Source organism: Roseibium sp. MMSF_3412 (genome assembly GCF_030733265.1).
Taxonomy (GTDB): Bacteria; Pseudomonadota; Alphaproteobacteria; order Rhizobiales; family Stappiaceae; genus Roseibium.
Window position 1 is genome coordinate 150,221 of the sequence record NZ_JASHJI010000006.1, and the last position, 26,698, is coordinate 176,918.

Sequence of the window (26,698 nt, forward strand, 5' to 3'; positions counted from 1 at the left end):
AAGCCCGGCAGTTCACGGGACGCAAACCTTGTCCGGAACCATCTTCAAACACCGGCCAGCCTTGTCGCCCCGCACGCACGTGCGTGCCAGTCTGTTTACCTGACCGTTTCACCTTCGCGCGCGCGGTGTGATCCTGTACATGCACCGGCGGTCACCGGAAAGCAGATGCTCGATCCGTTCAACCGTGGCGTCCGACCCAAGGACATCCTTGAACAGACTGAGTTCCGACCGGCAGAACCCCTGGCAGGCGGTTGCTGCGGCGCAGATCGAACAATGGTTCTCGACCAGCAGAAAACCGTCATCCTCGCGTATGACCTCCGCCATGTATCCTTCCCGGCTGCGCAGGTCCGCGAGCACTTCCACCCGGCTGCCCAGGTCCGTCGTCCCGCGCATGGCGTCCTTGTAGAGCTTACCTGCCTTTGCTTCCCGGTGCGCAATCAGGCTTTCCAGGCCATCGTTCCCGTAGAGATCCGACAGACCTTCCAGCAAGCCTACAATCAGGGTCGAATGGCTGTCGGGAAACTGCTGGTGCCCGGCGGCGGTCAAACCCCAAACCCGTTTTGGACGTCCGACCGAGCCCTTGACGTCCTCGAAGTCGACCAGTCCCTCGCCATACATTCCGTCAAGGTGCTGCCGGACCGCTACCGATGTCACGCGCAGGTCGCCCGCAAGATCGGCGGCCGTTTGAGGACCTGATGACTTGAGTGCGTTTAACAGACGGGTTCGTGTGCGGTCGGCCATGGCATCAATATAGGGCTTGCGGCGCATTAAAAAATAGTTCCCTTATCAAATCATAATGCTTTGATGGAGAAAACAGAGATGCAATTTTCAACAGTCAACCACTTCCGAATTTGATTCTGCATCTCTGCATAAGTCACTGCACTTCATGAGACTTTTCAAAAACAATGCAGAACCGCCAACATGTGACCAGGCAAGGCGGTGCTGCAAAACTGTTTTACAGGTTGCCGTAAGAAACAATTGTGGCTTTATGAGACTTAACGAAATACAATCGGAAGCAAATCCAACTTTTTATCTAAACTAAAAGTAGGTGTTCTAACCTTTCTTTTAGCTTCTTCCGGTAAGAATAGTCCAGTTGGAGGAGTTGATGGAAAAGATCCGGGTTTTTCTGAGGTGGATGTCGATTGATCCGCGCCATCCGGAAATCGCGCAAGCTCAGTACAATGAACTGAAAACCCAGATCCCCTCCCTTTACGCGCTGCTCATGGTGAACGCGATTGCCGTCGCGTACACCCATTACGACGTCGCTCCCGTTTACCTGACGGTCGGTGTCCTTGTGCCGATGCTCATTCTGACCAGCATTCGCATGGTTGCCTGGATCCGCGCCCGGCATGTCACGCTCGGCCCCGAGGATGCCATTCGAAAGATGCGCCAGACGGTCATTCTGGGCAGCGTGATGGCCGTGATCTACATTTCCTGGTCGCTCAGTCTTGACGGCTATGGCGGCCCGGAAGAGCGCGGCCACGTGGCTCTTTTCATCGCCATCACCGTAATCGGATGCATTTTCTGCCTGATGAACCTGCCTCAGGCTGCGTTTGCCGTGATGTTCATCGTTACCGTGCCCTACCTGGTCTACTATATCGGTCAGGATCAGGACGTTTACTTCGCCATCGCGATGAACATCTTTCTGGTGTGCCTTGTCGTTATGCAGGTCCTCATCAGCGGTTACAGGGGCTTTTGCAAACTCGTGCAGTCGCAGTCCGACCTCGCTGCCAAACAGAAAGAAACCGAACGCCTGAACGCGGAGAACGCGCGCCTTGCCCAGACCGATGCGCTTACCGACCTGCCGAACCGCCGCTATTTCTTCAACCGGCTCGAAACCCTGATCGCAAACCTTGAAGGAAACGAAACGAAATTCGCAGTCGGCGTGGTCGATCTGGACCGTTTCAAGCCAATCAACGACACATACGGACACCAGCTCGGCGACCAGCTTCTGATGGAGGTCGGCAGCCGGCTCCAGAAACTGGGCGCGGAAAGGAACATCGAGGTGTGCCGGCTCGGCGGAGACGAATTCGGTTTCCTCTACCAGGGCAACACCGATGAGGCAGCCGGGACAGGCCAGGCGATTTGCGACCTGATCACCGAACCCTACAAGATCGGAGACCTGACGCTCACGGTCGGCGCATCCTGTGGCATTGCGGTCTATCCCGAAGCCGGCAAGTCAGCACATGCGCTCTTCGACCGCTCCGACTATGCGCTGTACAATTCCAAGACAACATCCCGCGGCCATACGACCGTCTATTCCGAAGAGCACGAGGCGCGGATCCGTTCGGAACGCGCCATCGAAACGGCCTTGCAGAAGGCTGACCTCGACACGGAGTTTCAGGTCTATTTCCAGCCTGTCGTTTCTCTGCCGGACCAGTCCGTTGTCGGGTTCGAAGCCCTGGCAAGGTGGCATAGCCCGGTCCTGAAAAATGTGCCCCCTGACCGGTTTATCGCGGTTGCGGAACGCACAGGCCAGATCAACCGCCTGACCATGTCGCTCTTCGACAAGGCTGTGCGCCAGATCAAAGAACTGCCCGGAGACCTCAGCCTCTCCTTCAACCTGTCCGCCCAGGACATCACGTCGGCGGTCACCGTTCATGCGCTGCTTGATGCCATCGAACGCCACGGTGTCAATCCAAGGCTGATCACTTTCGAAATCACTGAAACCTCGGTTATCGGCAGCTACGAGGTGGCCGAAGAGTGCCTGCAGACACTGCGCGGTGCAGGCGTCAAACTGGCTCTGGATGATTTCGGCACCGGTTATTCGAGCCTGGGCTACCTTCACCGCCTGCCGATCGACTGCGTCAAGGTCGACCGCAGCTTTGTCGCCGGCATTCACGAACCGGTGGCGAGCGGAGTGATCACGTCCATCATTAATCTCTGCCGCTCGATGGAAATGCTCTGTGTCGTGGAAGGTGTCGAGGACCGGACACAGCTCGAGCTTTTGTCGGCATTGCGCTGCAATCTGGTGCAGGGTTATCACTTCGCGCCGCCGCTGCCTTTCGACCGGATCATGGAAAGCGCCCGTGCCAACGGTACGGTCGAAGGCCTGTCCCTTTCCAGCGCGGACGGCATGGAAGAACTGAGACTGTCCAGCGCCTGACCGCGCGGCCGTTCTCACTGTCGGCGATCACCGGGAGATCCATTCTTGAGCGGCGGCACAAAGCGGCAGAAGGAGATGCGCAAGGCCCTGCGCACGCTCGCGCCCAGGATTCCCATGAGTGATGCGGAAGCAATACTCGGCATTGCCCTTGCCGGGCATCTGCGCCATCTGCCGCCGTCGATCGCGCTCTGGCAGGCGACCACCAGTCACATCCGGCATGAGCTGACCGAGTACGACACCTTGCTCGACGAAGGCTATGAGCGGGATGCGGCCCGCTATTTCGTTGTCCAGACCATGAACGACATCCTCAGCGGCTGGGGCTGCACCAGGCAAGTCACCGGCGAGGGAGACGAGGCTTAGGGAATGTATCCTATGGCCTTTTGACGACCAGATCGATTTCAACAAGCGCGTCCACCGCGAGGCCTGAAACACCCACGCAGGTGCGCCCCGGCAGCCTGTCGGGCGGGAAGAACGACCGGTATGTCTCGTTCATTTTCGCATAGTCACGTTTGAAATCAGTGAGATAAACGCGTGCGAAGACAACGTTCTCAAGACCGAGACCGACGCCCGCCAAGACGATCTTCAGATTCTCCATAACCCGGCGTGTCTGCGCTTCGATGCCGTCCGGCAGGGGCGCTTCCGGGTCGTCCGGAAAGGTTGGCATCTGACCGGTGACATAAACCCAGCCGTCGGCCTCGACGGCATGCGAAAACGGGGCGACGGGCTGGGGCGCGTCGCCAACCATGTGATGAATTGGAAGCATGAAGGTCTCCGGTGATTCTCAGTCTCGAACCGGAGCCAGACTGGAGCTTTTTCCGACCAATTTGGATCATTTGATGAGGATATCCGGTTCACTCGGCTAGGCGGGTCACGAAGCGCGATGCGGTGCATCGTGCAAGAGGTGCAACGCAGCCGATGGGCTGGATATTCTCACCCGTTCCGGGACGCGTTCAAGCGAAAAAAATTAAAGTTGGCCGGGCCCTTTTTCGCTCTGGCATCGTTGATCCACCCTTGCGGCGGGAAACACCGCGGCGGGCGAACCGTCTCGCCAGCGCGAAAAAGAGCCTCGGTCAATTCATCCGAATTGGTCGGAAAAAGCTCCAGAACTTTTTCCGGTCAAATGGACCAGATTGATCGGAGAAACGCCAACGCTTTACGTGCGCGGGTAAATCCACTGTTCGGGGATGTGCGCCGTCACCGTCTCACCGGGTTTGATCACACCTGGTTTTTCGACATAACCGACCAGCCCGCGCAATCCGCGCGCCACCTTTGGGAACAAAAGGTCAAGGCCTTCACGATCGGGATAATTGGCGGCAATCGCCGCACCAGCAAAGCGGCAGGGGGCGTTGTCGCCGTCGACGCGGATCACCGTTCCACCTTCGAAGACGAGCCTGGTGCGCGGCGGAACCCGGGTCAGGTTCGCAATTGCGGAAACAAGGATATTGCCGCCGATCCATTCAGACTTCAGATCGTCAATCTCCATTCTGCGGGCGACTTCACAAAGTTCATCCACCGCCAGGATCGATACCTGGCGCTCGTTGCACATCTCAGTGCCGCGCTCGTACCAGGGTTCCCTCCCCCCGGATTTGCGGGTGAACCCTGCGTGCCTGTCTCCCGGAACACCCTCAAAGGTCAGTTCGAGGCTTTCAGCAGCCGTTGTCTGGAAATCGTCCGGCGACGCGGTCCGGAAAACGCCCTCGACCTTCCCGTCCACCTTGAATTTCGGTGCAATCCGGAACTCTTCCGGGATCAATGCGGGCTGGTCTGTCATGGTCTGCTCCTGTCTTGTGGCATCGGGAGATGTAAGCCCGGCAGAACAAAGACACCAGCAAATCAAATTGATCGACGCATCAAACGTGTTGATCTTTGACGGTGCGGGCAAACAAAAGGCCCGCAGCAATGTGCGGGCCCTTCACCAAGTTTCTCCGGTTACTGGAGTTTCACAGTGCACACCATCTGCGTGTGCTGCGAGTTGATCCAGCAGTTGGGCGGCAATGGACCGGTCGGGATCGGATAGTAGTAGTAGGTCGGCTGGTTCGCCGCGTTGGCGATCGCAGCGCCGGTTGCCACACCGGCAGCATAGGCACCCGGATGATAGTAAGGCCCATAGGGCGGGTAGTACGGGTGATACGGCGGATAGTAAGGGTGATACGGGTGATAGGGATGGTGCCACGCGCGGCAGCGCGGGTCCTGTGGTGAGTGATAGCAATAGGGCCCGTAGGGCTCGAAACCGACCGATCCGGGAGCCGTTGCCGTTGCCCTGCCATGATGGTGGCGCGGTTGACGGGCGCTCCGGTCAATGAACAGCGCAACACCCGTTGCGGTTTCCGGCAGGTCGCCACGCAGCACCGTCACGCCATAGACCATCGACGACCCGTCGGATTTGGCCGACGTCAATTCAACCAGAGCAGGTGCCTTTCCGGTTTCGCCCAGCACCGAGACAACCGCGTTGGGCGGATCGCCCTTGAAACCGTCATCTGTGTTCCAGTAGTCAGCGAAATCGGCATTCGAGATCTGACCGCCGACGCGGTAGGGCCGGTCTGAGAAAAACAGGACACCCGAGTTGGCGTCGGAAAGTGTCAGGGACGTGCCGTCGTAGGACATCGCGCCCGCCTGCTGAACGAAGTCATAGGCTGGCGGCGGTGTCGGATCGGCGTTGACCGGCTGCATTGACTGCGCGCTTGCCGCTCCGGCAGCGAACATAGCCAACAGGCCGGCGCAGACCGTGAAGCCGCGCGGAAATTTTTTGAATTGCATTTGGTCTTCCTCCTCCGGGCCAAGCGGGGTGCCCGATTGCTGACAGTCAAATCTTGCACAAAGCGCCGGTTGAAATTGTGACATGAAACACAGTCTTCGTCGTCAATTGCAGCCGGAAAGTGGCTTTGAAATTAAGAATTGGTAAGTCTCAGGTATCCGGTGCCGCTTCAGCCAGGTCCGAAGTCGAACTCCAGATGTGTTCCTGCCGCAGGCCTTGCAGGCAGCGCACGACCTTACGGGCATAGTAGAGCGTTGCGACCCAATCCGTCATGAGGCCGATGTCGGCCGATTCCGGCTCGGGCATGGCGGCGAGCCACTCTTCCGCCAGGCCGGGCACGGTCTGCTGCGCCCGGTTCTGCAATACCGTATCGAATTCCTGCAACACACGTTTGTCCATGCGGTCCAGTAGATCTCCGACCGACGGGTCCTTCCGCCTTTCGTCTGTTTCTGTCTGAACGGCGGTGCGGGCCTGCCTGTAGAGGATGACATAGTCGGCCAGAACAATCACAAGCACATCAAGATCTCCGCTTGTGCGCGCGCTTGAGGCCCAGGGGATCTGCTCCGCACGGTAGTTCTGCGCGGCGGAAATCAGTTCCCGGGCCTTGTCCTTCAGCTGCGAATACGCGGCCTGATCCGATGCCGGTGTGCCTTCATCCGCGCGCAGAAAGTCCTTGCATGAGACCAGGTAGGCGCTCGCCAGACCCTTCACACCCTCGCCGCTGCGCCGCGGGAACAACAGCCAGGCGGCGGCAAGACCGGCGCCGGCTCCGATCAGCGTATCATAGAGCCGCTCCCAGAACTCGGAGACCGGCAGGCCGGTCAATGCTTCCAGCCCGATCAGAACCAGGAAACTGATAATGCCGACGGCGATGCCGTAGTTGCGTTCGAACAGGATGATGATCGGCGGCAGCAGAGCCACGATCAGGAACAGCCTGAACTCCGGCACCTGCGAAAGCAGCGGTTCCAGCAGCAGCGCCACGACGAACCCGGCAAGCGTCCCCGCGGTCCGCTGCACCGTCTTGTGGATCGTCGCGCCGAGGCTGCTGCAAAGAACCACGATGACGGTGATCGTGATCCAGTAGGCGTGGCCAAGCTGCAAGACATGGCCGATACCGTACCCGACGGCTGCGGCTACACTTGCCTGCAAGGAAAGCCGCCAGGAAATCCGGCTCCAAAAACCGGACGCCTTCACGTTTTCGGACGCGCCACGCGCCGATGCCTCGATCACATCATCGCCTTCGGCAAGGTGCCACAACCGGTCGAAGGCCTGCGCAATACGGAGAACCTGGAACGTGTCCTTCCTGCCGCCTCTGCTGCTGCCGCGCGCCCACTCCAGGTCGGGCCGACTCACGCCCTCTTTGTCCTTACCGGTTCGAACCCGCCGCAAAACCTCCTTCAGGGACGACTGGAAGGCTTCACTGGCCAGTAGATCCCTGCGCCTGTCGTCAGAGAGCGCTTCAACGGCGTTGCGAACCACCTCCAGCGCCAATCGCATCATCGCCACGGCCTCGGCGGAAAGGCCGCGCAGTTTTCCTTGCGCCGCCGCAAGCTCCGCCGTCAATTCGAGTTCGGCGCGCAGCCCGGCAAGATCGTGGAGCGCGGCCCTGCTCGCTTTTTCGCTGCGCGTGCCGGTGCTGGCGGCGCGCTCAAGATAGCCCGCAATCGCCTCGCGGTTGGCGGCCTCGACCCGTTCATAGGTTTTGCGCACCGAAGGTCGCCACAGCCCGATCCGGACAAGACCTGCTATTGCAACCCCCAGTGCGGTCGTGAGCGGCAGCCAGAGACCCGGCGAATGTGGCGTGCTGGACATGATCACGAACAGCCAGAATATCGAGATCATCCGCCCTGCCCGCAGCCAGAACGGACCAAGCCCGTCCAGTGCGAATCCGAGTGCGATCACCCCGATCCAGATCACTTGGAGAACAAGGGGGGCCCTGGCGCCGGACACCACACCGATCAGGGCCCCCAAGGCGGCCAGACCGGTCAATACCAAGCCAAAGCGCACAAGCTCGCCAAGTTCGCGCGTCTTGACGGAAACCGGGGTGAACATCAGCACATGCGCGGCCGCCGAGGCGCAGATAACGGCCAGGGCAAAGTCCGGCACGCCCTGCGCAAGATGGCCGAGGTGGCCGGCGACCAGACCGGCAATGACAACGGCCAGCGTCAGGTGCAGTCCCCGTACCAGACGCAAGGCGCCCGGGTCGTATCGATAGATGCGGGACAGGATGCGGGAAACGGCTTGAAGCATCGGCTGAACTTGAATCACTTTCGCCAAGGATCTGATTTCATTTCGAAGAATGCCCTTGATCTCATACTGCCGTAAAGCAAAAGCCTCGCGCCGCAAGCCTTTGGCGATCGCGTATTCCTTCCAGGGGAATTGAGACGTTTCCGGTTTTGCCGTTGTGTTGTTCAAGATCGGCATAGAGAGAAAACGACATGAAAACACTTTACCTTGCAGCCGCTGTCGCCGGGACTGTCGTGCCCTGGATCTTCTTTGGCGGCTTTATCCTTGAAAACGGGATCGACCTGCCACTGTTTGTTGCCATGATTTTTGCAACGAAACCGGCTGGCGGATTTGCAGCCGACCTTCTGATCTGCTGCGCCGTCTTCTGGATCTGGTCGTGGCACGATGCGCGTGCAGCCGGTGTGCGCGGCTGGTGGCTCACGATCCCCGCGGTCTGGCTCGTCGGCCTGTCGCTTGCCCTGCCGCTTTACCTGTGGCTGCGGGAGGGTGAAAAGTAGCTCTTCCTCCTTGCGTGATTGTCCTGTTTGTCTGTGATTTGGAACCGGTGCGCGGCTTGATCGGGTCTCCAGATATAAGTGTGAGCGTCGCGATCAGGCAGGTTGCGGGTCGTTCCATGGCCTGACCATGGCATCCATGCCGCTGCCTTTCCGGTCGCACGGCCTTTCAGAGCCGAGAGGCAAGGGCATGGAGTGCCGGATCAAGTCCGGCGATGACGGAGGGGGAAGATTGCGCATTGGCACAGCCGCTTCCAAACGTAACATTGTAGATACTCAGCCTCATCCTGAGGAAGGCCGCAGGCCTGTCTCGAAGGATCGGCGGCAGTCTCGGCAATTCCTGCGAGACAGCGCTGCGCGCTTCCTCAGGATGAGGTTTTAGACGTGCGCGGCTCAATGCCCACCATCGTCGCTCCGGCCAACCGGGACGCGGGGCGGAACCGGAGAACCCGGCGTTGCCGTTGAACAGACTTGCTTCCGGCTCTCCGATCCCGGATCTCCGCTCCGCTGCGTCCGGGATGACGCAAATAAATGCCGTTCGGACAGACCGATCCCTGTTTCGGCTGACATCTCAGTCAGCACCGGGTCCGGTGAGTATCAGCTCCGACATGATCGGCCAATGATCCGACCACAGAAACGAACCGAGCCTGCACGTCTTCGCCCCTACCGCGCCCTTGATGAAGATATGATCCAGCTCCAGGCCGACACCAGGTACCGGGGCAAGCCATGTCGGGCTCCAGCGCGCACCGCACGCAACTTTCCGGACGCCGCCCTGAACCTGAAACGCTGTCATGAGAGGCGACCAGGAGACCGCGTTGAAGTCTCCTGCAACCAGTGCAGCGCCCTTGGTCTCGTCAAGCTCGCGGGCGACCGCTTCGAGGATTGTCTTCTGACGCTTGTAGTGATCTGGGCTGATCGGTGGAAGTGGATGTATCGCAAAAACGCTCAGGCAGGACGGCTGGTTCTCAAGGCAGTATTTTGCCTTCGAGATTGCGTGCCTGTTCCTGTGGACCCCTAAAATTTCAACGCTGCGCGGTGCTGAGCGGGACAGGATGACGGCGCTCGGCCGGCCGAAACGCGCCTGCCGCGGCGAACCGGCTATGTGCTTCATTTCCGGAAACCTGGAGAGAAGCGCATCGGCTGACAGGACCGGCAATTCCGTCAGGACCAGAATATCGAATGCTTCGCGGCTGTGGGCCTCTGCCAGGCGATCGAGCGCGCCGGGTCTGCCAAAGAGGTTTGCGGCGACCACCTTGAGACCGGCGCCATCGGACGTGGACGCTTCGGCAAAGCGCACGCCACTCAAGATATCCATTTTCCAGACGGAGAAGGCGCAAAGCACAGCGGCCAGAAGAGCGAGCGCCCGTCTCCGGAGCGCGCATAGCAGAACGAGCAATACGGCAGCCAAAAGAGCGGTCTGGGCCTGGAATTGGGCCAACAGGTCAAGAGGCCATCCGACATGCGCCAGAGCGGATCCGGCGCTTGCGCACGCACAGGCCAGAAGCCCCAGACAAACAAATCTTTCAAACGAAGTCATGCAACGACGCATAAATGCAAAAAGGGCAGTCCATTGACCACCCTTTCAGCATTTTTTGTGCAAATTTCTCAGCGCGTCAGCGGCTTGTACTTGATCCGGCGCGGGTCGGCGGCGTGGGCGCCGAGGCGGCGGACCTTGTCCTTTTCGTAGTCCTCGAAGTTGCCTTCGAACCACTCAACGTGGCTGTCGCCCTCAAAGGCGAGCATGTGCGTGGCCAGACGGTCGAGGAACATGCGATCGTGGCTGATGACCACGGCGCAGCCGGCGTAGTTTTCCAGCGCATCTTCCAGGGCCGCCAGCGTCTCGGTGTCGAGGTCGTTGGTCGGCTCATCGAGCAGGAGAACGTTGGCGCCCTTTTTCAGGACCTTCGCCAGGTGAACGCGGTTGCGCTGACCACCGGAGAGGTCGCCGACCTTGGCCTGCTGCGCCGGGCCCTTGAAGTTGAAGGACGAGCAATAGGCGCGGGAGTTGATTTCCTTGTCGTCGAGATAGATCACCTCGGCGCCGCCGGAGATTTCTTCCCAGACGGTCTTGTCCGGGTCGAGCGCATCGCGTGACTGGTCGACATAGCCGAGCTGGACGCTGTCGCCGATGGTGACATTGCCGCCGTCCGGCTTTTCCTGCCCTGTCAACATCTTGAAGAGCGTCGACTTGCCGGCACCGTTCGGGCCGATCACGCCAACGATACCGCCGCGCGGCAGCTTGAAGGAGAGATCCTCGATCAGAAGGCGGTCGCCGAAGCCCTTGGAGACGCCTTCCAGGTCGATGACGTTGGCCCCGAGACGCTCGCCCACAGGAATGAGGATCTGCTCGATGGAGGGCTGACGCTCCTCCTGCATGGCGACGAGATCCTGATAGGCACGGATACGGGCCTTGGACTTGGTCTGGCGGCCTTTCGGGCTCATGCCCATCCACTCGCGCTCGCGGGCAATCGCCTTGGAGCGGGCCATGTTCTCGCGGCCTTCCTGCTCCATGCGCTTGGTCTTCTTTTCCAGATAGACCGAGTAGTTGCCCTCGTAGGGAATGCCCTGGCCCCGGTCGAGTTCCAGGATCCAGCCGGTGACGTTGTCGAGGAAGTAGCGATCGTGGGTGATGATCAGGACGGAGCCCTTGAACTCGCGCAGGTGACGCTCCAGCCAGTGAACGGTTTCCGCGTCCAGGTGGTTGGTCGGTTCGTCGAGCAGAAGCAGATCCGGCTCCGACAGGAGCAGCTTGCACAGCGCCACGCGGCGGCGCTCACCGCCGGACAGGTTGTCTACGGCGCTGTTGGACGGCGGGCAGCGCAGGGCTTCCATCGCCATTTCAACCTGGCTTTCCAGGTTCCACAAATCCTGGGCGTCGATCTCGTCCTGAAGCGATGCGGCTTCGTCAGCGGTCTCGTCCGAATAGTCCATCATCAGCTCGTTGTAGCGGTCGAGCTTGGCCTGCTTATGGGCAACACCTTCCATGACGTTTTCCATGACCGTCTTGGAATTGTCGAGCTGCGGCTCCTGTGGCAGGTAACCGACCTTGGCGCCCTCGGCGGCCCAGGCTTCGCCGGAATATTCCTTGTCGATGCCGGCCATGATCTTCAGAAGCGTCGACTTGCCCGCCCCGTTCGGGCCCAGAATGCCGATCTTGGCGTCCGGGTAGAAGGAGAGATGGATGTTGTCGAGGACTTTCTTGTCGTTATAGGCCTTGGAGAGGCCATGCATGTGATAGATGAACTGGCGCGCCATGGGGCTCCGCTTCTCCACTTTCGAAAACTGACGGGATTCTTAGGAATTCTGCCGCGTCTTTTAGGGGAAATGCGCGCCGGGGGCAATGGGGGGAAATATTCAATTGGCGTCATTTCCAGAATGGCGCAAACTTCGCTGCGGGAACAGTGCAATCGCCACATTAAGCTTGCAACGCATCGCCAACCGGGTTGGCATTGGATGATGAAGCCTTACTCCTCGCTTTTCCTCTTTCCTGAGGCGCGATTTCTTGTAAAGTCCGGCGGTTGAAACAACGCATCTCAATGCTTCCTTCCCGCCGGATACCCCATGCAAAAACCAGATATTCTCATGACCAAACCCATGCTTCCCGTGGTCGAGGAGCAACTGGACGAGGCCTTCACCGTGCACCGGCTCCATGCAGCGGAGGATCCGGACGCCATGCTTGCCGAGGTTGGCCCGAAGGTCCGTGGCATCGCGCTCTCATGGGCGGAGGTCAACGACGCGTTTCTGGCGAAGTTCCCGAACCTTGAGATCGTCTCCAGCTTCGGCGTCGGCTACGACCATGTGGATACCGATGCCTGCCTCAGGGCGAAGGTGATGGTCACGCATACGCCCGATGTGTTGACGGACGAGGTGGCGGATACGGCCATTGGCCTGATGATCATGACGGTGCGCGAACTTGGACAGGCCGAAACCTGGCTCAGGGACGGCAACTGGACGAAAAAGGGCGGTTATCCGCTCAGCCAGGCAACGCTTCAGGGTCGCACGCTCGGCATTTTCGGCCTCGGGCGCATCGGCAAGGCGATCGCGAAGCGCGCCGAGAGCTTCGGGCTCAAGATCGCCTATTACGGCCGTTCGCAGCAGGCCGGGGTCGACTATCCCTATCACGCCAGCCTTGTCTCGCTGGCGGAGGCCTGCGACACGCTTATGGTGGTTGCGCCGGGCGGTGCGGAAACCCAGCATGCGGTCAACGCGGAGGTGCTCTCAGCGCTTGGCCCCAACGGCATCGTCATCAATATCGGCCGGGGGTCGGTGATCGATGAGGCGGCCCTTGCCGATGCGCTGGAAAGCGGCACGATCTACGGGGCCGGACTGGATGTCTTCGAACAGGAGCCGTGCACGCCGGAGCGGCTGATGAAACTGCCCCGCGTCACGCTGCTGCCCCATGTCGGCTCGGCGTCGCAGGCAACCCGCAACGCCATGGGCCAGCTCGTGGTCGACAATCTGAAAAGCTGGTTTGAAACCGGCAAACCGCTGACGGCGGTTCCGGAAATGAAGTAACAGTCACGCGCCGGAGGACACACCCCGGCGCATGGTTTGGCTCCATCTTCAGTCGATGCTCTTGGCCAGTGCGGCCCCGATATCGGCGATCGCCTTGTTGCGTGTCTGGAAAGCAGCGGTCGTCTGGGTGATGTAGATCGCAATGACCAGCGGCGCGCGGCCCTCGGGCCAGATGACGGCAATGTTGTTGCGCGATCCGTTGGCCCCTGCCCCGGTCTTGTCGGCAATGCGCCAGCTTTTCGGGATACCGGCGCGCAGAGTGGCCTTGCCCACCTTGTTGCCTTCCAGCCAGGCGGTGAGCGTTGTCCTCGCTTCGGGATCCAGGGCATCACCCAGAACCAGTTTGCGGAGCGTTTCAGCGGCCGCCCTCGGCGTGGTTGTGTCCCTCACATCACCTGGAATGCCTGTGTTCGAGTCCGGTTCCCAGCGGTCAATGCGGGTCTTGTCATCGCCGATCTGGCGCATGTATTCCGTCACGCTTTCCGGTCCGCCGAGTTCCGCCATGACAAGGTTCGCGGCCGCATTGTCGCTGATCGTGACCGTGACTTCGCACAGCTCCGCGATCGAGAAACTCTGACCGCCGACGCGCTTTTCCGTGACGGGTGAATAGGAAACAATATCGCTCTCCTTGACCACCACCTCGCGCTCCGGATCCGCGGTTCCCTTTGCCGCTGCATCCAGCAGAGCGGCGCACAGGAACGCCTTGAAAGTGCTGTTAAGCGGAAAACGCTCGTCGCCCTTATTCAACCAGGTCTTGCCCGTTTGCGTGTCTATGACCGCAACACCGACCCTCGCAGAGAGGCGGGCCTCGATATCCTCGACGGCCCTGGCAACCGGCGCGGGGTCAAATTCGGCTGCGCTTGCAGGAACAACAGACAGGAGGGGAATCAACGCACCCAGGAGGGCAAAACTGCGACTGCTCAAAATCATCATCGTCTCCAGAAGTTCAGAAAAACTGCCTGCTGCGTCCGGCCCCCCTTGGCGGATCGCTTCTGGCGCGACAGACATTGCGCTTGCCTTTCTCATAAGACAAATGATGATTGATGACGTCAGACATGAGAAAAACTTGGTCATAGTTCATGGATCTTTCAAGAATACCGCTCAACGCGCTGCGGGCGTTTGAAGCGTCGGCAAGACTGCAGAGTTTCACGCGTGCCGGGCTGGAGCTTCGCGTGTCGCAAACCGCCGTTAGCCATCAGGTGAAGTCGCTTGAAGAAACGCTGCGCGTGTCGCTGTTCAAACGGGGGGCGCGGGGGGTCACGCTCACCGATGAAGGCCAGGCGCTGCTGCCCGTTCTTTCGGATGCCTTCCGTCGCATGAGCGATGCGCTGAGCCGGTTCGAAGACGGGAATTTCCGAGACGTTCTGACGGTCGGTGTCGTCAACAGCCTAGCGACCGGATGGCTCCTGCCCCGGCTTGAAGCCTTTTCGACCCTGCATCCGGAGATCGACATCCGGCTGAAAACCAACAACAACCGTGCCGACCTCCTGGAAGACGGACTGGACTGCTTCCTGCGCTTCGGCGACGGGGCCTGGCATGGAACGGAAGCGGTTGAGTTGTTCGAGGCAATCCTCTCGCCCGTCTGCGCACCCCGAACGGCAACGCAACTGAACGAACCTGCCGATCTCCTGCATGAAACCCTGCTTCGCTCCTACCGCTTGAACGAATGGACGCTCTGGTTCCAGGCGGCCGGCGTGCAGCCGCCCAGAAGCCGTGGCTGGATCTTCGATTCATCGCTCTCCATCGTGGAGGCGGCAGCACAGGGCGCCGGGGTCGGTCTCGTGCCTGTTTGCCTGTTTCAGCGTGACCTTGAGACCAGGCGGATCGTCAAACCCTTCGACACGGGCGTTGTTACAGGCAGTTACTGGCTGACCTGGCTGAAGTCGCGTCAGGAAACCGGTGCCATGCGTGCTTTCCGCGATTGGCTGGAGACAACGACGCGGTCCGGAGCGTGAGCGGTTTCAGGTCTTCCACCCGACGATCATCTCGCGCTTTCCGGCAAACCCCGGTTTCTTTTCGACTGTGAACCCCGCGGCCTGAAGATTGCGGCGGACCCAGCCAGCGGCGGTATAGGTGGCAAAAGTCCCGGCGGGCGCTGTCAGCTCTGCCGCTTTCGCCAAGAGATCCGGGGCCCAGAGTTCCGGGTTCTTTGCAGGGCTGAACCCGTCCAGATACCAGGCGTCAACCGCGGGAATGGCAGTGCGGCCGATTGTTTTCGACCCCGTTTCCACAACGAGATCCGATATCATCTCCCGTGCGTCGCCGATGCCGAGCAGTAAGTCCGCACCTGCGATCTGCATCCGGTTCCAGCCGGGTACCGGGGCCCAGGCGCGAAGCAACTCGTCAAAGTAGCCTGAAAGCGCCGGAAACGCGGCCAGCGCCCGTTCAAGTTGATCAGCGGAAAGCGGGTAAAGTTCGAAGGACAGGAACGTCAGGTCCGGAGCCTTTTCAACGGTGGCCATCATGTCCAGCGTTGTCAGGAAATTCAGTCCGGTGCCAAAGCCGAACTCGGCAATGGTGAAGCCCGTCCTGCCCGGCAAACGCTCCGGCAGCCGGTTGCCGCCGATGAACACATGGCGTGTTTCTTCAAGCCCCCCCGCTTTTGAAAAATAGGTGTCGCCGAAACCTGTTGCATGCGGGACATCGCCATCCAGCCATTCAAGTTCGGGTTCCCGTTTCGCCATGAAGTCCGCCTTGCCCGGTTCCCGCATCTTTCCGCGCTTGTTCGGCGCAGGCATGCGGTAAAGTCTTTGCCAAATCCGATCTGTTCTCATAAGAGAGCCGTCCATCGCTTTCAATCCTGGGACCTTGCCTGACCATGACATCGCCGTCCGAAGCCTCTTTCGACATAGCGGTTGCCGGTGCCGGCATTTTTGGTCTTTCGATTGCGCACCGGGCAATCAAGCGCGGCCTGCGAACGGTCGTTCTGGAGGCTGCATACGTCGGGGCCGGCTCGAGCGGCGGCGTGCTTGGCGCGCTGATGCCGCATATGCCGGCGCGCTGGAACCCGAAGAAGGAATTCCAGTTTCAGGCCCTTCGTTCGCTTGAAGGCCATATCCGGCAGCTTGAGGAAGAGACCGGTCTGAGCTGCGGGTATGCGCGCTGCGGCCGCATCCTGCCACTGACAACACAGGACAAGCTGGACCACCACCTGGAACGCGCCGAGGAGAGCAAGCTCCGCTGGCATCCGCAAGAGACGGGTTTCACCTATGAGGTCGAACCGGTGGGACGCCGGTCGGACTGGCTGGAAGCGTCGGCGGCCCCGTTCGGTATAGTCTATGAAACACTCGCGGCACGCACCTCGCCGCGCGGCTATCTCGCCGCGCTTGCGGCCTTTGTCCGCCGGCATGCGACCCTGATGGAAAACACGGAAGTCGTGGATTTCGACGAGGCTTCGTCGACAGTCCGTTTTGCCGATGGTGAAACGCTAACGTCCAGGACCCTGGTTCTGGCGGGCGGATTTTCCGCATTTGGCCTGATCGAACGCTTCACCGGTGAGCGAATCGGCCGCGGGGAAAAGGGACAGGCGCTGCTGATGGACGGACAGGGTCTTGAGGACAAGCCGGCCATTTATTGCGACGGGCTCTACGTTGTGCCGCACGAAAACGGAACAATTGCCATCGGCAGCACGTCCGACCGCGAATTCACCGATGCGGCCACCTCCCCTGCGCGCAGCGCCGAACTTGCCGAACGAGCGACCCGGTTTTGTCCCCAGCTTGCAGGACGGAAGGTTCTGTCGGATTGGGCGGGCATCAGGCCGCGCTGCCACAAGCGAGATCCTCTGGTGGGCCGTCTTCCCGGCTCTCGCTCCCTCTACGCAGCCACCGGCGGCTACAAGATTTCCTTTGGGATCGCCCATCTCGTAGCGGACAGTCTCATCGCCGGAATCATGCAGGAAAGCCCCCGCCAGGAACTTCCGCAAACCTTTGACCCGAAACATCATTTCGGTGAAAACCGTCTAGACTCGGACGGCTTCTGAATACCAGGGAAAGAGAATTTGCAGCACTCCGGAAAGGCGCAGATTTCCGTACACAGGCAAATGCAGCTTGCCGGGCGACCTACGTCAGATAATCTTTCGGGTAATCAGAAAAGCGTTGCAACAGTGTAGATGCCATAGAGGCTCAGTGAGATCGACCCCCAGAACAGGAGATTCTTGGCAAGCAGGAATGGAAGCGTTGCAACTCCGCCGCGATCTTGCAAAACGGCAGCCTTTTCACGCCCACCCAATTTGGGGTTGTGAACTTCTCCGGCAGCTGTCATCGCTCTGGCCATATGCGCATTCCTCGAACTTCGCGCCTTCAAGACGCCTTCACGTATTTCTCCGTCACATTATCAATAAGCATTATGGAGCAAGTGTTTAACTCTCGTTTAAATTCAGTATGAACGCATTGTTAATTTAGAACAGGTGAATTTTAATTTAATTCACAAGTAGTTTTCGTCTTGTTGATTGTTCTTAGGCCTTAATAGTGTCAATTTTTACGATCTCGTTACTAACAAGGGATGCCCGAAACAAATGAGCCTTGCCAGCGTACGCCGACACCTTGAAATTGCAGCGCCGGAGCTGACCATCATCGAAACGGACCAAAGCAGCGCAACCGTGGAGCTGGCGGCTGAAGCGCATGGCGTGGCACCCGGTCAAATTGCAAAGACGCTGTCGTTTCAGCTGAAGGACACGATCTTTCTTGTCGTCGCGCGCGGAGATGCCCGCATGGACAACAAGAAGGCGAAGGCAGCCTTTGGCGGAAAGATAAAGATGCTCGGGCTAGAAGACGTGGAGAAGCTGACCGGGCACCCCGTTGGCGGCGTCTGCCCGTTTGGCCTTGCGCAACCGCTCCCGGTTTACTGCGATGTTTCCCTGAAGGCGTTTGACATCGTCATCCCTGCTGCAGGGGCGACCAACGCTGCCGTCAGGATCAGTCCCGAGCGTCTTGCGGACATCACGGATGCACAGTGGGTCGATGTGTGCCAGCCGCCACCGGAAGAAGGCTGAAGCTTAGGGTAAGAACAATATAAATGAAGTCAATTTGGTTTGGATCGTTTTGACCAACTGCAAGGAGCGAAAGCGCAGGAAATGTGGTTCATTTTCAAGCCTTTCGCGACGCTGCAGATGGCTGAAACGGCCAAATCCGAAGGACGACAAAATGGCCTCACCTCGCAGCGTCACCGCGCTTGACCGGGCATAAAGCCCGCTCTACTCACGCTTCCTCGCGAGATTTTGCCATTTCTGCCGCCAAATCGGCTTCATTAATGAGTCCGTACCCTAGGGTACGGACCCTAGACCTGATAATATTCCCTGTACCAGGCAACAAATTTGGCAATGCCCTCGCGAACGGAGGTTTTCGGCGTGTATCCGGTGAGCTTTTGCAGCAGATCGGCATCCGCCCACGTCGCAACAACATCGCCGGGCTGCATCGGCATCAGGTTACGCTCGGCGGTCTTTCCGGTTGCCTCTTCGATTGCGTCGATAAACTCGGTCAGCTGGACACAGGTCGAGTTGCCGATGTTGACGATGCGCCACGGGGCAACCGGTGACAGGCTGTCTCCCTCGGGAACCGCTTCCCCTTCGGCCGGGCGAACCGGAATCGCGTCCATGAGCAGACGGATGCCCTCGACAAGGTCTTCGACATAGGTGAAGTCCCGCTTCATGTCGCCATAGTTATAGACGTCGATCGGCCGTCCCTCGAGAATGGCCTTGGCAAACTTGTGATGCGCCATGTCAGGCCGGGCCCAGGGCCCGTAGACGGTGAAGAAGCGGAACATGGTGATCGGAAGATCGTAAAGATGGGCATAGGAATGCGCCATCGACTCCGTGGCCTTCTTGGTCGCGGCATAAAATGACACCTGATGATCGGCCTTGTCCGTTTCCCTGTAGGGCATCGCCTCATTGGCGCCGTAGGCGGACGAGGTCGATGCCAGCAGCATGTGCTCGGGCGGATACGCTCTTGCTGCCTCAAGCAGCTCGAACGTGCCGCAAATGTTGCTTTCCAGGTAGGAGCGCGGGTTTTCAATCGAGTAGCGAACCCCGGCCTGCGCAGCCAGGTGAATGACGAAATCGGGCGTTTCGGTCCGGAACAGCGACATCAGAAGGTCTGCCGTCTCGACCCGATCGTTCAATGCCTGGAAATGCTCGTGCTGAAGCAGCATCTGCTGCCTGCGCTCTTTCAACCGGACATCGTAATAGTCGGTCATGGCGTCCAGACCGATGACCCTGAACCCATCCTTCAACAGACGCGTGCACAAGAAGTATCCGATAAATCCGGCCGAACCGGTTACCAAAACGGTTTTCATCTGCACGCGCCGCCCTTTAGCCGAGAGGGAAAAATTGTTGCCCGGGTCTTATAGGGCTTCGTCGCCCCGGGCAACGGCAAACTCCGTCTCCGGCACCAACGGCACTGGTACTGGTGCAAAGAGAAAACGCGGCCCCACAAGGTGAGGCCGCGTCTTGAAAGTTCTTCCTGCAGTCCCGCGATCCGGTGATCAGGTACCCAGGAAGCCGTTTTTCCTGAGGTATCCGATGATCTCCTCGGCGACGTCTTCCGGATCCCGGTCGACATTGCGAATACGGATTTCCGGGTTTTCCGGGGCTTCATACGGGCTGTCGATGCCAGTGAAGTTCTTGATCTCGCCCCGGTCCGCCTTCTCGTAAAGACCTTTCGGATCACGCTGACGGCAGACCTCGATCGGGGTATCGACAAACACTTCAACAAATTCGCCCTCGCCCAACAAGTCGCGTGCCATCCGGCGCTCGGAAATGAACGGCGAGATGAACGAGACAAGCGTGATCAGGCCCGCATCCGCGAACAGCTTGGCGACCTCGCCCACGCGGCGGATATTCTCCACCCGGTCCGCGTCGGTGAAGCCCAGGTCCTTGTTGAGACCGTGGCGGACATTGTCGCCGTCGAGCGTGTAGGTGTGCTTGCCGTCGATATGCAGTTTTTTCTCCACGATCGAGGCGATGGTGGATTTGCCCGACCCGGACAGGCCGGTGAACCACAGAACGGCCGGCTTCTGACCCAGCTTTTCAGAGCGTGCGGTCTTGTCGACATCCAGCGCCTGCCAGTGAATGTTGCTGGCGCGTCTGAGCGCGAACCAGACCATTCCCGCGCCGACGGTGGCGTTGGACATGCGGTCGATCAGAATGAACGACCCTGTCGACCGGTTGGCTTCATAAGGATCAAAGGGAACCGCCGATGACAAGGCGAAGTTACAAAACGCGATCTCGTTCAGCTCAAGCGTTTTGCCCGCGACATGCTCGAACGTGTTCACGTTGATCTTGTGCTTGATCTCCGACACGGTGGCCGTGACCGTGCGCGTCCCGATCTTCAGAAGATACGGGCGCCCGGGCAGCAGCGGTTCGTCGCTCATCCAGATGACATGCGCAGCAAACTGGTCCGCGACATCCGGGCGGTGGGCCGCGGACGACAAAAGATCTCCGCGCGAGATATCGATTTCATCCTCAAGCGTCAGCGTGACCGCCTCACCCGCGCTGGCTTCTGCAACCTCTCCGCCCGCACCGATGATGTTTTGAACCTTCGACGTCTTCGCCGGACCGGCGACAACGAGTTCATCGCCGACCGAAACACGGCCGCTGGCGATCGTTCCCGTGTAACCCCGGAAATCAAGATTGGGCCGGTTGACCCATTGCACCGGAAACCGGAACGGCGCCTCGAGCGCATGTTCGCCGACTTCGACACTTTCCAGATGCTCCAGAAGGGTCGGACCGGTGTACCAGTCCATGTGCTCGCCCTTGGCGGTGATGTTGTCACCAAAGCGCGCGGACATCGGGATCGCCTCAAGGGTCTCGAAGTCGAAGCCGTTGGCGAACACCTCGAATTCCTTGCGGATCTCGTCGAACCGCGTCTGCGAATACTCGACAAGGTCAATCTTGTTGACGGCAAGCACCACGTGGCGAATGCCAAGCAGAGAGGCGATGAAGGCGTGCCGGCGGGTCTGCACCAGCAATCCGTTGCGGGCATCCACAAGAAGCACCGCAAGGTCTGCCGTGGAAGCGCCTGTCGCCATGTTGCGCGTGTACTGTTCGTGTCCTGGCGTGTCGGCCACGATGAACTTGCGCTTGTCGGTCGCAAAGAACCTGTAGGCAACGTCGATGGTGATCCCCTGCTCTCGCTCGGCCTCGAGGCCGTCGACCAGAAGCGCAAGATCGATATCCTCGCCAACGGTTCCGTGTTTCTTGGAGTCCCGTTCCAGCGCCGCGAGCTGATCCTCGAAAATCAGCTTGGTGTCGTAAAGCAGGCGGCCGATCAGCGTCGACTTGCCGTCATCGACCGAACCACAGGTGAGAAAGCGGAGCTGATCCTTGGTTTCCTGCGCAAGGATATAGTCCGTTACGGCTGCCTCTGCAGCTTCCGTGACATCTGCAGTCATCTTAGAAATACCCTTCCCGCTTCTTCTTTTCCATGGACGCACTTTCGTCCTTGTCGATCAGCCGCCCCTGACGTTCTGATGTGCGGGCGATCAGCATTTCGCGGACGATCGCGGGAAGTGTGTCGGCCTCCGATTCAATGGCGCCGGTCAGCGGGTAACAGCCGAGCGTGCGGAACCGCACCTTCTTTTCCTGGATGATTTCGCCGGGCTGAAGCTTCATGCGCTCATCGTCGACCATGATCAGCATGCCGTCGCGTTCGACCACCGGCCGCTTTGCCGCCAGATAGAGCGGGACCATCGGAATATTCTCCGTCAGGATGTACTGCCAGATATCCAGCTCGGTCCAGTTGGACAGCGGGAACGCCCGGATGCTCTCGCCTTTCGCGACGCGGGCATTGTAGAGGTTCCAGAGTTCGGGCCGCTGGTTTTTCGGATCCCAGCCATGGTTGGAATTGCGGAAGGAAAAGACGCGCTCCTTGGCGCGGGACTTTTCCTCGTCCCGGCGCGCACCGCCGAAGGCCGCGTCAAAGCCGTATTTGTCGAGCGCCTGCTTCAGCGCTTCGGTCTTCATGATGTGCGTGTGAACGGACGACCCGTGATCAAACGGATTGATGTTCTTCTGAACACCTTCCGGATTGGTGTAGACGAGCAGGTCCAGTCCGAGACGCTTCGCGGTCTCATCGCGAAACCGTATCATGTCCTGAAACTTCCAGGTCGTATCCACATGAAGCAATGGAAACGGTGGCTTGGAGGGATAAAAGGCCTTCATCGCAAGGTGCAGCATGACGCCGGAGTCCTTGCCGATGGAATACAGCATCACCGGGTTCGAAAACTCCGCTGCCACTTCCCGGATAATGTGGATGCTTTCCGCTTCAAGGCGCTTCAGATTGCTCAGGCGCTCCGGCGTGATCCCGTGAGATTGCATGTTCATGTTCGCTTTTCCGTTCTGACCGGCGAACCGGCTTTATCTGGATATGTCCTGTCTTTTTTGTGGCAGAAAGTCTTCAGGCCGCGGTCGGTTCCGGCAAAAGTTCCCTGGAAGTCACGGCGATGAAGTGGGGATTGCGCAAATCGTCCTTGGTGGCATTTTCCGGCACCGAATACACGAAGTCGGTCCCGTCCGCGGCAAGGACCACGGCACCGCCTGCGGCGCGCACAACAGCGTCCCCGGCGGCGATATCCCACTGCATGGTCGGGGCAAGACGCGGATAGAGGTCCGCCCTCCCGGCAGCAACCCAGCACAGTTTCAGCGACGACCCCACCGATAGACGTTCTGCAACATTCAGCCGATCGATAAGCGCCGATGTTTCTTCCGAAAGATGAGAGCGGCTTGCGAGCACGCTCAATCCGCCAGCCGGCGGCGTTCTGACCTTGACGGACTCAATCTGCGCAATACTCCCGTCCGCGATGCTTGCCTTGAAGGCGCGTTGTCCACCGGCTTGCGCAGCCGAACCGGGGTTTCCCCAGTAGATTTCGCCAAGTGCAGGCGCGGACACGACGCCAAATACAGGAACACCCTTTTCGATCAGCGCGATGTTGACGGTAAATTCACCGTTCTTCTTGAGGAACTCTTTCGTTCCATCAAGCGGGTCTACCAGAAAGTAGATATCGCCGACGTCCGGCAGATTGCCGGCTTCGACGGATTCCTCGGCGACCACAGGTATATCCGGGAAAGCCTCTTTCAGTCCCGCCAGGATGATCCGTTCGGCGGCAGCATCCGCCTTGGTTACCGGCGACCCGTCCGCCTTGTTCTCCACCTCGAACGGCTCTGCATAAATTTTCAGGATCTCCTCGCCGGCCCGCACGGCCAACTGACACAATAAGGATATCTGCTCTTCTGTCATCAACGCCTCGAATAGACCAAAACCAGTCTGTTTCGGTCGGGTTTCACCGGTCTTCCCGTCCGGTAGATAAAGGAAACACATGCATCAATTCAAGAAATGGCGTTCCACGGATTCACCCGTTGGAGGAATGCCTCAACCTGCCATTCGTGACTTGTGGGTGTTTATTGCGCGCACGGTATCCGCTTTCCAATTCGCCCTGAAACCCGCCTGATATGTCCGTTGTTCAGGCCCGCCTCAAGTTGATTGATGATCGGTCCCAAGATTGTCGCACTGCAAAACACTCTGCGCCGGCACTGTAAATTCGCCGCATCCATTGCGCAACAAATCTCTTCAATAAATTGCAACGGGACACGCCAATTCAACTGAAAATTACAATCAATTTAAATACATTTTTATGTTTTTACGTTAATTTCGCATTCTTTTCGCATTCTTTACATCCAAGAATTGCAGCAACTTATTATTTGAACTTAAAAAATACCGATTTTGGTCGTTTTGTTTTGTTTATCTGTTCAAATTCACTTCTTGGAAACAGCTTTAAACTAGGCTTAAAATTCAATAGGGGCTGACCCTTTGCGAGCCTATGCGAGATGACCATGTCGAATGTCAATCCTGCACCGCAGCAAGACGCGGACAACAATGAGACCGAAGACTTCACGCCGCGTGCGCGCCGAGCGCGCGTTTACAAGAAAGGCAAGATGGTCTTTCAGAACGGCCTGAGGTCCATTCCCTGCGTCGTCCGGAACATCTCGGACGGCGGCGCGATGCTCGAATTCGACCAGCCCTACATCCTGCCCAAGGACTTCGAACTCTATATCGACCTGGAAGATTACGAGGTTTCCTGCGAGCGAAGGTGGGAGACCGGATTGAAATGCGGCGTGATGTTCACAAGCGATAGACGCCACGTGCCGCAGAAACGCTATCAGACCCTGAGCCCGTCCGACGCTGTCCTGCAAAGCGGATTCGATGCCTTCCACACGGATCCGGACGCATCCGAAGAGGAAGCCGAAAGCGAAGACCAGGCCGGATCGGCAAATGCCTCGGACAACGTCCCGAACGGCGGCAAACCTTCCTTCGGCCGGCGGCGTTGACATTCGCGCTCCGATTCACGGAATGACAAGGACTTTCTGGTAAAACGGGCATGTTTCAGGGTGTTTTGCACACCCTTCCGAACACGAGAAGCGAAGAAACATGCCCGACACCGAAAACGCAGCCCAATCGCCCTCCGACGACATTGACACCGAGCAGAACGAGCGTGCCCGCAGGGCACGTGCCCTCAAGAAGGGAAAGCTGATTTTCAACAGGGGCCTGCGATCGGTTCCGTGTATCGTGCGCAATCTGTCGGAAACCGGCGCAAAGCTGGAATTCGAACAGGCGTATCTTCTGCCCCAGGAATTCGTGCTTCAGATCGATCTGGAGGACTTCGAGGTGACCTGCCAAAGACGGTGGGAAGACGGGCTGCGCTGCGGCGTTGAATTCATTTCCGGGAAGCGCCCGGTCGGCCAGTTGCGTTCCCAGACGCTGAAATCATCGGACGACGCACTGACGGAAGAAATCGACGAACTCCGGGATTCACCGGACAATTTCTTTTCGCGCAAACGGGTCCAGGACGACAAGCGCCGGAATGAGCCTGAACAACCGTCACGAAGCGCGCGTCAATCGGCAGACGCTGCCAAGGGTTTCGGCCGCCGCCGCTGACACAACAAGTCGTCGTGGTTCTTGCCGGCTTTCGATGCTGACTGCAGTTTTGGAAAACTGGCTGGGGTGGCTGGATTCGAACCAGCGCATGGCGGTACCAAAAACCGCTGCCTTACCGCTTGGCTACACCCCAAGGCCGTGGGAACGCTGTATAGCGAGGAGATTTCGGAAGCGCAAGCCTCCCGGCCGCCTATCTTTCCCGTCCGGGACCGGGTTTTCCCCAAGCTCTTGAATTCAGGTCCCTTCCCGACGAAAGAACGCCTGATCCGGAGCCTGGACCGCTGTCACCGGATACCCGTATTCTTTGTTTCGCCCGCACCGGTCCAAGGCCCGACGCTACAGCGACAAAAAAAGCATCCGAACCTATGCAAATCGCTTGCGGGATCAGCCGAGCTTTGCTAAACGACCCTCCACGCAGCGGGACCTTGTCTCGCTGTTCCCGACGGGTTTATCCTGAACCCGAAAAAGTGTCGGAGTGTAGCGCAGCCTGGTAGCGCACCTCGTTCGGGACGAGGGGGTCGGAGGTTCGAATCCTCTCACTCCGACCATTTTTTCTCTTGATCAGCCGATTTTAACTCACTTTCCGGGTGGCCGGATTTGCAGCGGATGACCGATGCCGTCGGGCAAACGTTTGGAGGTGCTTAGGTGCCTACAGGCGATGACCTGTTGCCCGGGCTCTATCTGCCCTGTCACCGCGTCGCCTTCATTCCGGTTGTTCGCGGAATTACGGTTTCATCTCCAATGCGGCCCGTTTGCTGCGGCCACAAGAGACGCCGACGAGGCAGCCATCGAAAACCGAAAGACCGATGGCCACAACACTCAAAGTGCCCGAATCCGATTGTTTCTTGCGTTGTGTTCGAGCTCTGCCAGCCCCAATAACTCCAACGTCGGGCCGACATAGTTGGCGAAGCGTCCCCTGTACCCCTTGCGCAGGCCGTAATACCCGCCGACCGGGTTTCCTTCCGATCGCGCCCAGTCCTCCAGTGTACCCGGCTTCGTCGGTTTGCCCTCGTCTGCATTGCCAAGCGGCATCCAGTCGCCATGGGCCTTCAGCATTGCGTGGGCATCCTCTATGGCGCGCAGTTGGTAGGACAATCGTGTCTTGCCCACTTGAACAACCAATGCAGGTGGGTCATTTGCAACGTCCTTCCAAACTTGAAACTCAGAGGTCAGCGGCGGGGTCTTCAAAAGCCAGGGATCTTCTTCAATGCCAGAGCCATAGACAACATCATTCATTTCCTTCCGCCCTTTCTTTCAATGCATTTGCAAACTTTTCAAAACTTGGTGTCAGGTCGGGGATAGTCTTCACGATCAAGTTTGACAGGACACCGCTATAGACCTCTTCCATATCAAACGCAGTCTTGTCGCCGATCGCAGAAAGCGAGAATGTCCGCGTACCTGTAAACAACCCCAATGGCATTCCACCTTGCCAGATCATCTTTCCAGGTGCTTGAAACGCCTTAACGCGCAGTATGAAGGCCCGTTTGGGATCGACCTCCGACCAAAGCTTGATCCGGCTGTTCAACGAAAGCGTGCCCTCAATCTTCAAAATGCCAAATGGGACAGGATCGTGTTGCAAATCCCGGGTCAAAGCGGACCAAACCTTGTCGGCCGTGGCCGAGATTTCGATGGATGTGCTGCAGATCTTCATTTCCGT

Annotated in this window: 25 protein-coding genes and 2 tRNA genes; 10 read left to right on the forward strand and 17 right to left on the reverse strand. The window is 58.8% G+C overall.

The genetic code is table 11. The annotated features are described in order from the left end of the window. Window positions 1–108: 108 nt before the first annotated feature. Window positions 109–741 carry a metalloregulator ArsR/SmtB family transcription factor gene (locus RBB49_RS13050; protein ID WP_306143421.1) on the reverse strand — a complete coding sequence of 211 codons (633 nt, stop codon included), beginning with the start codon at window positions 739–741 and terminating at the stop codon, window positions 109–111. Between the two features lie 364 nt (window positions 742–1,105). Here RBB49_RS13050 and RBB49_RS13055 point away from each other — a divergent pair, with 364 nt between their 5' ends. After that, window positions 1,106–3,106 (forward strand): bifunctional diguanylate cyclase/phosphodiesterase, encoded by a 2,001-nt coding sequence (locus RBB49_RS13055; RefSeq protein ID WP_306143245.1) that lies wholly within the window; start codon window positions 1,106–1,108, stop codon window positions 3,104–3,106. 45 nt (window positions 3,107–3,151) lie between these two features. Further along, window positions 3,152–3,466, forward strand: a complete 315-nt coding sequence (locus tag RBB49_RS13060; RefSeq protein WP_306143246.1) for a DUF2293 domain-containing protein — start codon at window positions 3,152–3,154, stop codon at window positions 3,464–3,466. A 10-nt stretch (window positions 3,467–3,476) separates the two neighbouring features. Here the strand turns inward: RBB49_RS13060 and RBB49_RS13065 are convergent, their stop codons facing one another. From RBB49_RS13065 to RBB49_RS13080, 4 genes are all read right to left on the reverse strand, one after another. Then, window positions 3,477–3,869, reverse strand: coding sequence for a RidA family protein (locus RBB49_RS13065; protein WP_306143247.1), 393 nt, complete (start codon window positions 3,867–3,869; stop codon window positions 3,477–3,479). Window positions 3,870–4,259: 390 nt separating this feature from the next. Beyond that, complete coding sequence (locus RBB49_RS13070; RefSeq protein WP_306143249.1) at window positions 4,260–4,877, reverse strand: molybdenum cofactor sulfurase; 618 nt, start codon at window positions 4,875–4,877, stop codon at window positions 4,260–4,262. A gap of 158 nt (window positions 4,878–5,035) precedes the next feature. Further along, entirely contained in the window at window positions 5,036–5,863 is an 828-nt protein-coding gene (locus RBB49_RS13075) for a hypothetical protein (protein ID WP_306143251.1), read from the reverse strand. Between the two features lie 148 nt (window positions 5,864–6,011). Next, window positions 6,012–8,129, reverse strand: a complete 2,118-nt coding sequence (locus RBB49_RS13080; protein ID WP_306143422.1) for an FUSC family protein — start codon at window positions 8,127–8,129, stop codon at window positions 6,012–6,014. Between the two features lie 170 nt (window positions 8,130–8,299). Here RBB49_RS13080 and RBB49_RS13085 point away from each other — a divergent pair, with 170 nt between their 5' ends. Then, window positions 8,300–8,605, forward strand: coding sequence for a DUF2834 domain-containing protein (locus RBB49_RS13085; RefSeq protein WP_306143252.1), 306 nt, complete (start codon window positions 8,300–8,302; stop codon window positions 8,603–8,605). 568 nt (window positions 8,606–9,173) lie between these two features. Here RBB49_RS13085 and RBB49_RS13090 read toward each other — a convergent pair. Both RBB49_RS13090 and ettA read right to left on the reverse strand, forming a co-directional pair. After that, window positions 9,174–10,139 carry an endonuclease/exonuclease/phosphatase family protein gene (locus tag RBB49_RS13090; RefSeq protein WP_306143253.1) on the reverse strand — a complete coding sequence of 322 codons (966 nt, stop codon included), beginning with the start codon at window positions 10,137–10,139 and terminating at the stop codon, window positions 9,174–9,176. Between the two features lie 68 nt (window positions 10,140–10,207). Further along, window positions 10,208–11,857, reverse strand: coding sequence for an energy-dependent translational throttle protein EttA (ettA, locus tag RBB49_RS13095; protein ID WP_306143254.1), 1,650 nt, complete (start codon window positions 11,855–11,857; stop codon window positions 10,208–10,210). Between the two features lie 306 nt (window positions 11,858–12,163). Here ettA and RBB49_RS13100 point away from each other — a divergent pair, with 306 nt between their 5' ends. After that, window positions 12,164–13,117 carry a 2-hydroxyacid dehydrogenase gene (locus RBB49_RS13100; RefSeq protein WP_306143255.1) on the forward strand — a complete coding sequence of 318 codons (954 nt, stop codon included), beginning with the start codon at window positions 12,164–12,166 and terminating at the stop codon, window positions 13,115–13,117. A 48-nt stretch (window positions 13,118–13,165) separates the two neighbouring features. Here the strand turns inward: RBB49_RS13100 and bla are convergent, their stop codons facing one another. Further along, on the reverse strand, window positions 13,166–14,047 hold the full coding sequence (gene bla / locus RBB49_RS13105; RefSeq protein ID WP_306143256.1) for a class A beta-lactamase: 882 nt from the start codon (window positions 14,045–14,047) through the stop codon (window positions 13,166–13,168). Between the two features lie 149 nt (window positions 14,048–14,196). Here bla and RBB49_RS13110 point away from each other — a divergent pair, with 149 nt between their 5' ends. Next, on the forward strand, window positions 14,197–15,072 hold the full coding sequence (locus tag RBB49_RS13110) for a LysR family transcriptional regulator (protein ID WP_306143257.1): 876 nt from the start codon (window positions 14,197–14,199) through the stop codon (window positions 15,070–15,072). A 6-nt stretch (window positions 15,073–15,078) separates the two neighbouring features. Here the strand turns inward: RBB49_RS13110 and mnmD are convergent, their stop codons facing one another. Beyond that, window positions 15,079–15,855 (reverse strand): tRNA (5-methylaminomethyl-2-thiouridine)(34)-methyltransferase MnmD, encoded by a 777-nt coding sequence (gene mnmD, locus RBB49_RS13115; RefSeq protein WP_336623422.1) that lies wholly within the window; start codon window positions 15,853–15,855, stop codon window positions 15,079–15,081. Between the two features lie 80 nt (window positions 15,856–15,935). Between mnmD and RBB49_RS13120 the strand changes: the two genes are divergently transcribed. Continuing rightward, window positions 15,936–17,096: an FAD-binding oxidoreductase gene (locus tag RBB49_RS13120; protein ID WP_306143258.1), complete on the forward strand. Its 1,161-nt coding sequence runs from the start codon at window positions 15,936–15,938 to the stop codon at window positions 17,094–17,096. Window positions 17,097–17,200: 104 nt separating this feature from the next. On the opposite strand, the gene RBB49_RS13125 is transcribed toward RBB49_RS13120, so the two are convergent. Continuing rightward, complete coding sequence (locus tag RBB49_RS13125; protein ID WP_306143259.1) at window positions 17,201–17,389, reverse strand: hypothetical protein; 189 nt, start codon at window positions 17,387–17,389, stop codon at window positions 17,201–17,203. 241 nt (window positions 17,390–17,630) lie between these two features. On the opposite strand from RBB49_RS13125, the gene RBB49_RS13130 reads away from it, so the two are divergent. Then, window positions 17,631–18,107, forward strand: a complete 477-nt coding sequence (locus RBB49_RS13130) for a YbaK/EbsC family protein (RefSeq protein ID WP_306143260.1) — start codon at window positions 17,631–17,633, stop codon at window positions 18,105–18,107. Between the two features lie 284 nt (window positions 18,108–18,391). On the opposite strand, the gene RBB49_RS13135 is transcribed toward RBB49_RS13130, so the two are convergent. The 4 genes from RBB49_RS13135 to cysQ all read right to left on the reverse strand — a co-directional run bounded on the left by RBB49_RS13135 (window position 18,392) and on the right by cysQ (window position 23,346). Beyond that, a complete protein-coding gene (locus tag RBB49_RS13135; protein WP_306143261.1) occupies window positions 18,392–19,405 on the reverse strand; it encodes a GDP-mannose 4,6-dehydratase in 1,014 nt (337 codons plus the stop codon). Window positions 19,406–19,594: 189 nt separating this feature from the next. Further along, window positions 19,595–21,502, reverse strand: a complete 1,908-nt coding sequence (cysN, locus tag RBB49_RS13140) for a sulfate adenylyltransferase subunit CysN (protein WP_306143262.1) — start codon at window positions 21,500–21,502, stop codon at window positions 19,595–19,597. Between the two features lies 1 nt (window position 21,503). Further along, complete coding sequence (gene cysD / locus RBB49_RS13145) at window positions 21,504–22,433, reverse strand: sulfate adenylyltransferase subunit CysD (protein WP_306143263.1); 930 nt, start codon at window positions 22,431–22,433, stop codon at window positions 21,504–21,506. Between the two features lie 73 nt (window positions 22,434–22,506). Then, window positions 22,507–23,346: a 3'(2'),5'-bisphosphate nucleotidase CysQ gene (gene cysQ / locus RBB49_RS13150; RefSeq protein ID WP_306143265.1), complete on the reverse strand. Its 840-nt coding sequence runs from the start codon at window positions 23,344–23,346 to the stop codon at window positions 22,507–22,509. Between the two features lie 593 nt (window positions 23,347–23,939). Between cysQ and RBB49_RS13155 the strand changes: the two genes are divergently transcribed. Further along, window positions 23,940–24,434: a PilZ domain-containing protein gene (locus tag RBB49_RS13155; RefSeq protein ID WP_306143266.1), complete on the forward strand. Its 495-nt coding sequence runs from the start codon at window positions 23,940–23,942 to the stop codon at window positions 24,432–24,434. 100 nt (window positions 24,435–24,534) lie between these two features. Continuing rightward, window positions 24,535–25,041, forward strand: coding sequence for a PilZ domain-containing protein (locus tag RBB49_RS13160; protein WP_306143267.1), 507 nt, complete (start codon window positions 24,535–24,537; stop codon window positions 25,039–25,041). A gap of 58 nt (window positions 25,042–25,099) precedes the next feature. Here RBB49_RS13160 and RBB49_RS13165 read toward each other — a convergent pair. After that, window positions 25,100–25,174: transfer RNA gene (locus RBB49_RS13165), tRNA-Gln, on the reverse strand. A 338-nt stretch (window positions 25,175–25,512) separates the two neighbouring features. Between RBB49_RS13165 and RBB49_RS13170 the strand changes: the two genes are divergently transcribed. Next, window positions 25,513–25,589, forward strand: a tRNA-Pro gene (locus RBB49_RS13170). 271 nt (window positions 25,590–25,860) lie between these two features. On the opposite strand, the gene RBB49_RS13175 is transcribed toward RBB49_RS13170, so the two are convergent. Both RBB49_RS13175 and RBB49_RS13180 read right to left on the reverse strand, forming a co-directional pair. Further along, a complete protein-coding gene (locus tag RBB49_RS13175; protein ID WP_306143268.1) occupies window positions 25,861–26,277 on the reverse strand; it encodes a DUF6855 family protein in 417 nt (138 codons plus the stop codon). Beyond that, window positions 26,270–26,692, reverse strand: a complete 423-nt coding sequence (locus RBB49_RS13180; protein WP_306143269.1) for an SRPBCC domain-containing protein — start codon at window positions 26,690–26,692, stop codon at window positions 26,270–26,272. Before RBB49_RS13180 ends, RBB49_RS13175 begins: the two co-directional genes overlap by 8 nt. Window positions 26,693–26,698: the final 6 nt, after the last annotated feature.

Coding starts and splice junctions, on each gene's coding strand:
- RBB49_RS13055 (WP_306143245.1), top strand. CDS start 1,106: ATGGAAAAGATCCGGGTTTTTCTGAGGTGGATGTCGATTGATCCGCGC.
- bla (WP_306143256.1), bottom strand. CDS start 14,047: ATGATTTTGAGCAGTCGCAGTTTTGCCCTCCTGGGTGCGTTGATTCCC.
- cysN (WP_306143262.1), bottom strand. CDS start 21,502: ATGACTGCAGATGTCACGGAAGCTGCAGAGGCAGCCGTAACGGACTAT.
- cysD (WP_306143263.1), bottom strand. CDS start 22,433: ATGAACATGCAATCTCACGGGATCACGCCGGAGCGCCTGAGCAATCTG.
- RBB49_RS13090 (WP_306143253.1), bottom strand. CDS start 10,139: ATGACTTCGTTTGAAAGATTTGTTTGTCTGGGGCTTCTGGCCTGTGCG.
- RBB49_RS13155 (WP_306143266.1), top strand. CDS start 23,940: ATGTCGAATGTCAATCCTGCACCGCAGCAAGACGCGGACAACAATGAG.
- RBB49_RS13065 (WP_306143247.1), bottom strand. CDS start 3,869: ATGCTTCCAATTCATCACATGGTTGGCGACGCGCCCCAGCCCGTCGCC.
- cysQ (WP_306143265.1), bottom strand. CDS start 23,346: ATGACAGAAGAGCAGATATCCTTATTGTGTCAGTTGGCCGTGCGGGCC.
- RBB49_RS13110 (WP_306143257.1), top strand. CDS start 14,197: ATGGATCTTTCAAGAATACCGCTCAACGCGCTGCGGGCGTTTGAAGCG.
- RBB49_RS13075 (WP_306143251.1), bottom strand. CDS start 5,863: ATGCAATTCAAAAAATTTCCGCGCGGCTTCACGGTCTGCGCCGGCCTG.
- ettA (WP_306143254.1), bottom strand. CDS start 11,857: ATGGCGCGCCAGTTCATCTATCACATGCATGGCCTCTCCAAGGCCTAT.
- RBB49_RS13120 (WP_306143258.1), top strand. CDS start 15,936: ATGACATCGCCGTCCGAAGCCTCTTTCGACATAGCGGTTGCCGGTGCC.
- RBB49_RS13175 (WP_306143268.1), bottom strand. CDS start 26,277: ATGAATGATGTTGTCTATGGCTCTGGCATTGAAGAAGATCCCTGGCTT.
- RBB49_RS13100 (WP_306143255.1), top strand. CDS start 12,164: ATGCAAAAACCAGATATTCTCATGACCAAACCCATGCTTCCCGTGGTC.
- RBB49_RS13050 (WP_306143421.1), bottom strand. CDS start 741: ATGGCCGACCGCACACGAACCCGTCTGTTAAACGCACTCAAGTCATCA.
- RBB49_RS13085 (WP_306143252.1), top strand. CDS start 8,300: ATGAAAACACTTTACCTTGCAGCCGCTGTCGCCGGGACTGTCGTGCCC.
- RBB49_RS13130 (WP_306143260.1), top strand. CDS start 17,631: ATGAGCCTTGCCAGCGTACGCCGACACCTTGAAATTGCAGCGCCGGAG.
- RBB49_RS13160 (WP_306143267.1), top strand. CDS start 24,535: ATGCCCGACACCGAAAACGCAGCCCAATCGCCCTCCGACGACATTGAC.
- RBB49_RS13125 (WP_306143259.1), bottom strand. CDS start 17,389: ATGGCCAGAGCGATGACAGCTGCCGGAGAAGTTCACAACCCCAAATTG.
- RBB49_RS13180 (WP_306143269.1), bottom strand. CDS start 26,692: ATGAAGATCTGCAGCACATCCATCGAAATCTCGGCCACGGCCGACAAG.
- RBB49_RS13135 (WP_306143261.1), bottom strand. CDS start 19,405: ATGAAAACCGTTTTGGTAACCGGTTCGGCCGGATTTATCGGATACTTC.
- RBB49_RS13070 (WP_306143249.1), bottom strand. CDS start 4,877: ATGACAGACCAGCCCGCATTGATCCCGGAAGAGTTCCGGATTGCACCG.
- mnmD (WP_336623422.1), bottom strand. CDS start 15,855: ATGCCTGCGCCGAACAAGCGCGGAAAGATGCGGGAACCGGGCAAGGCG.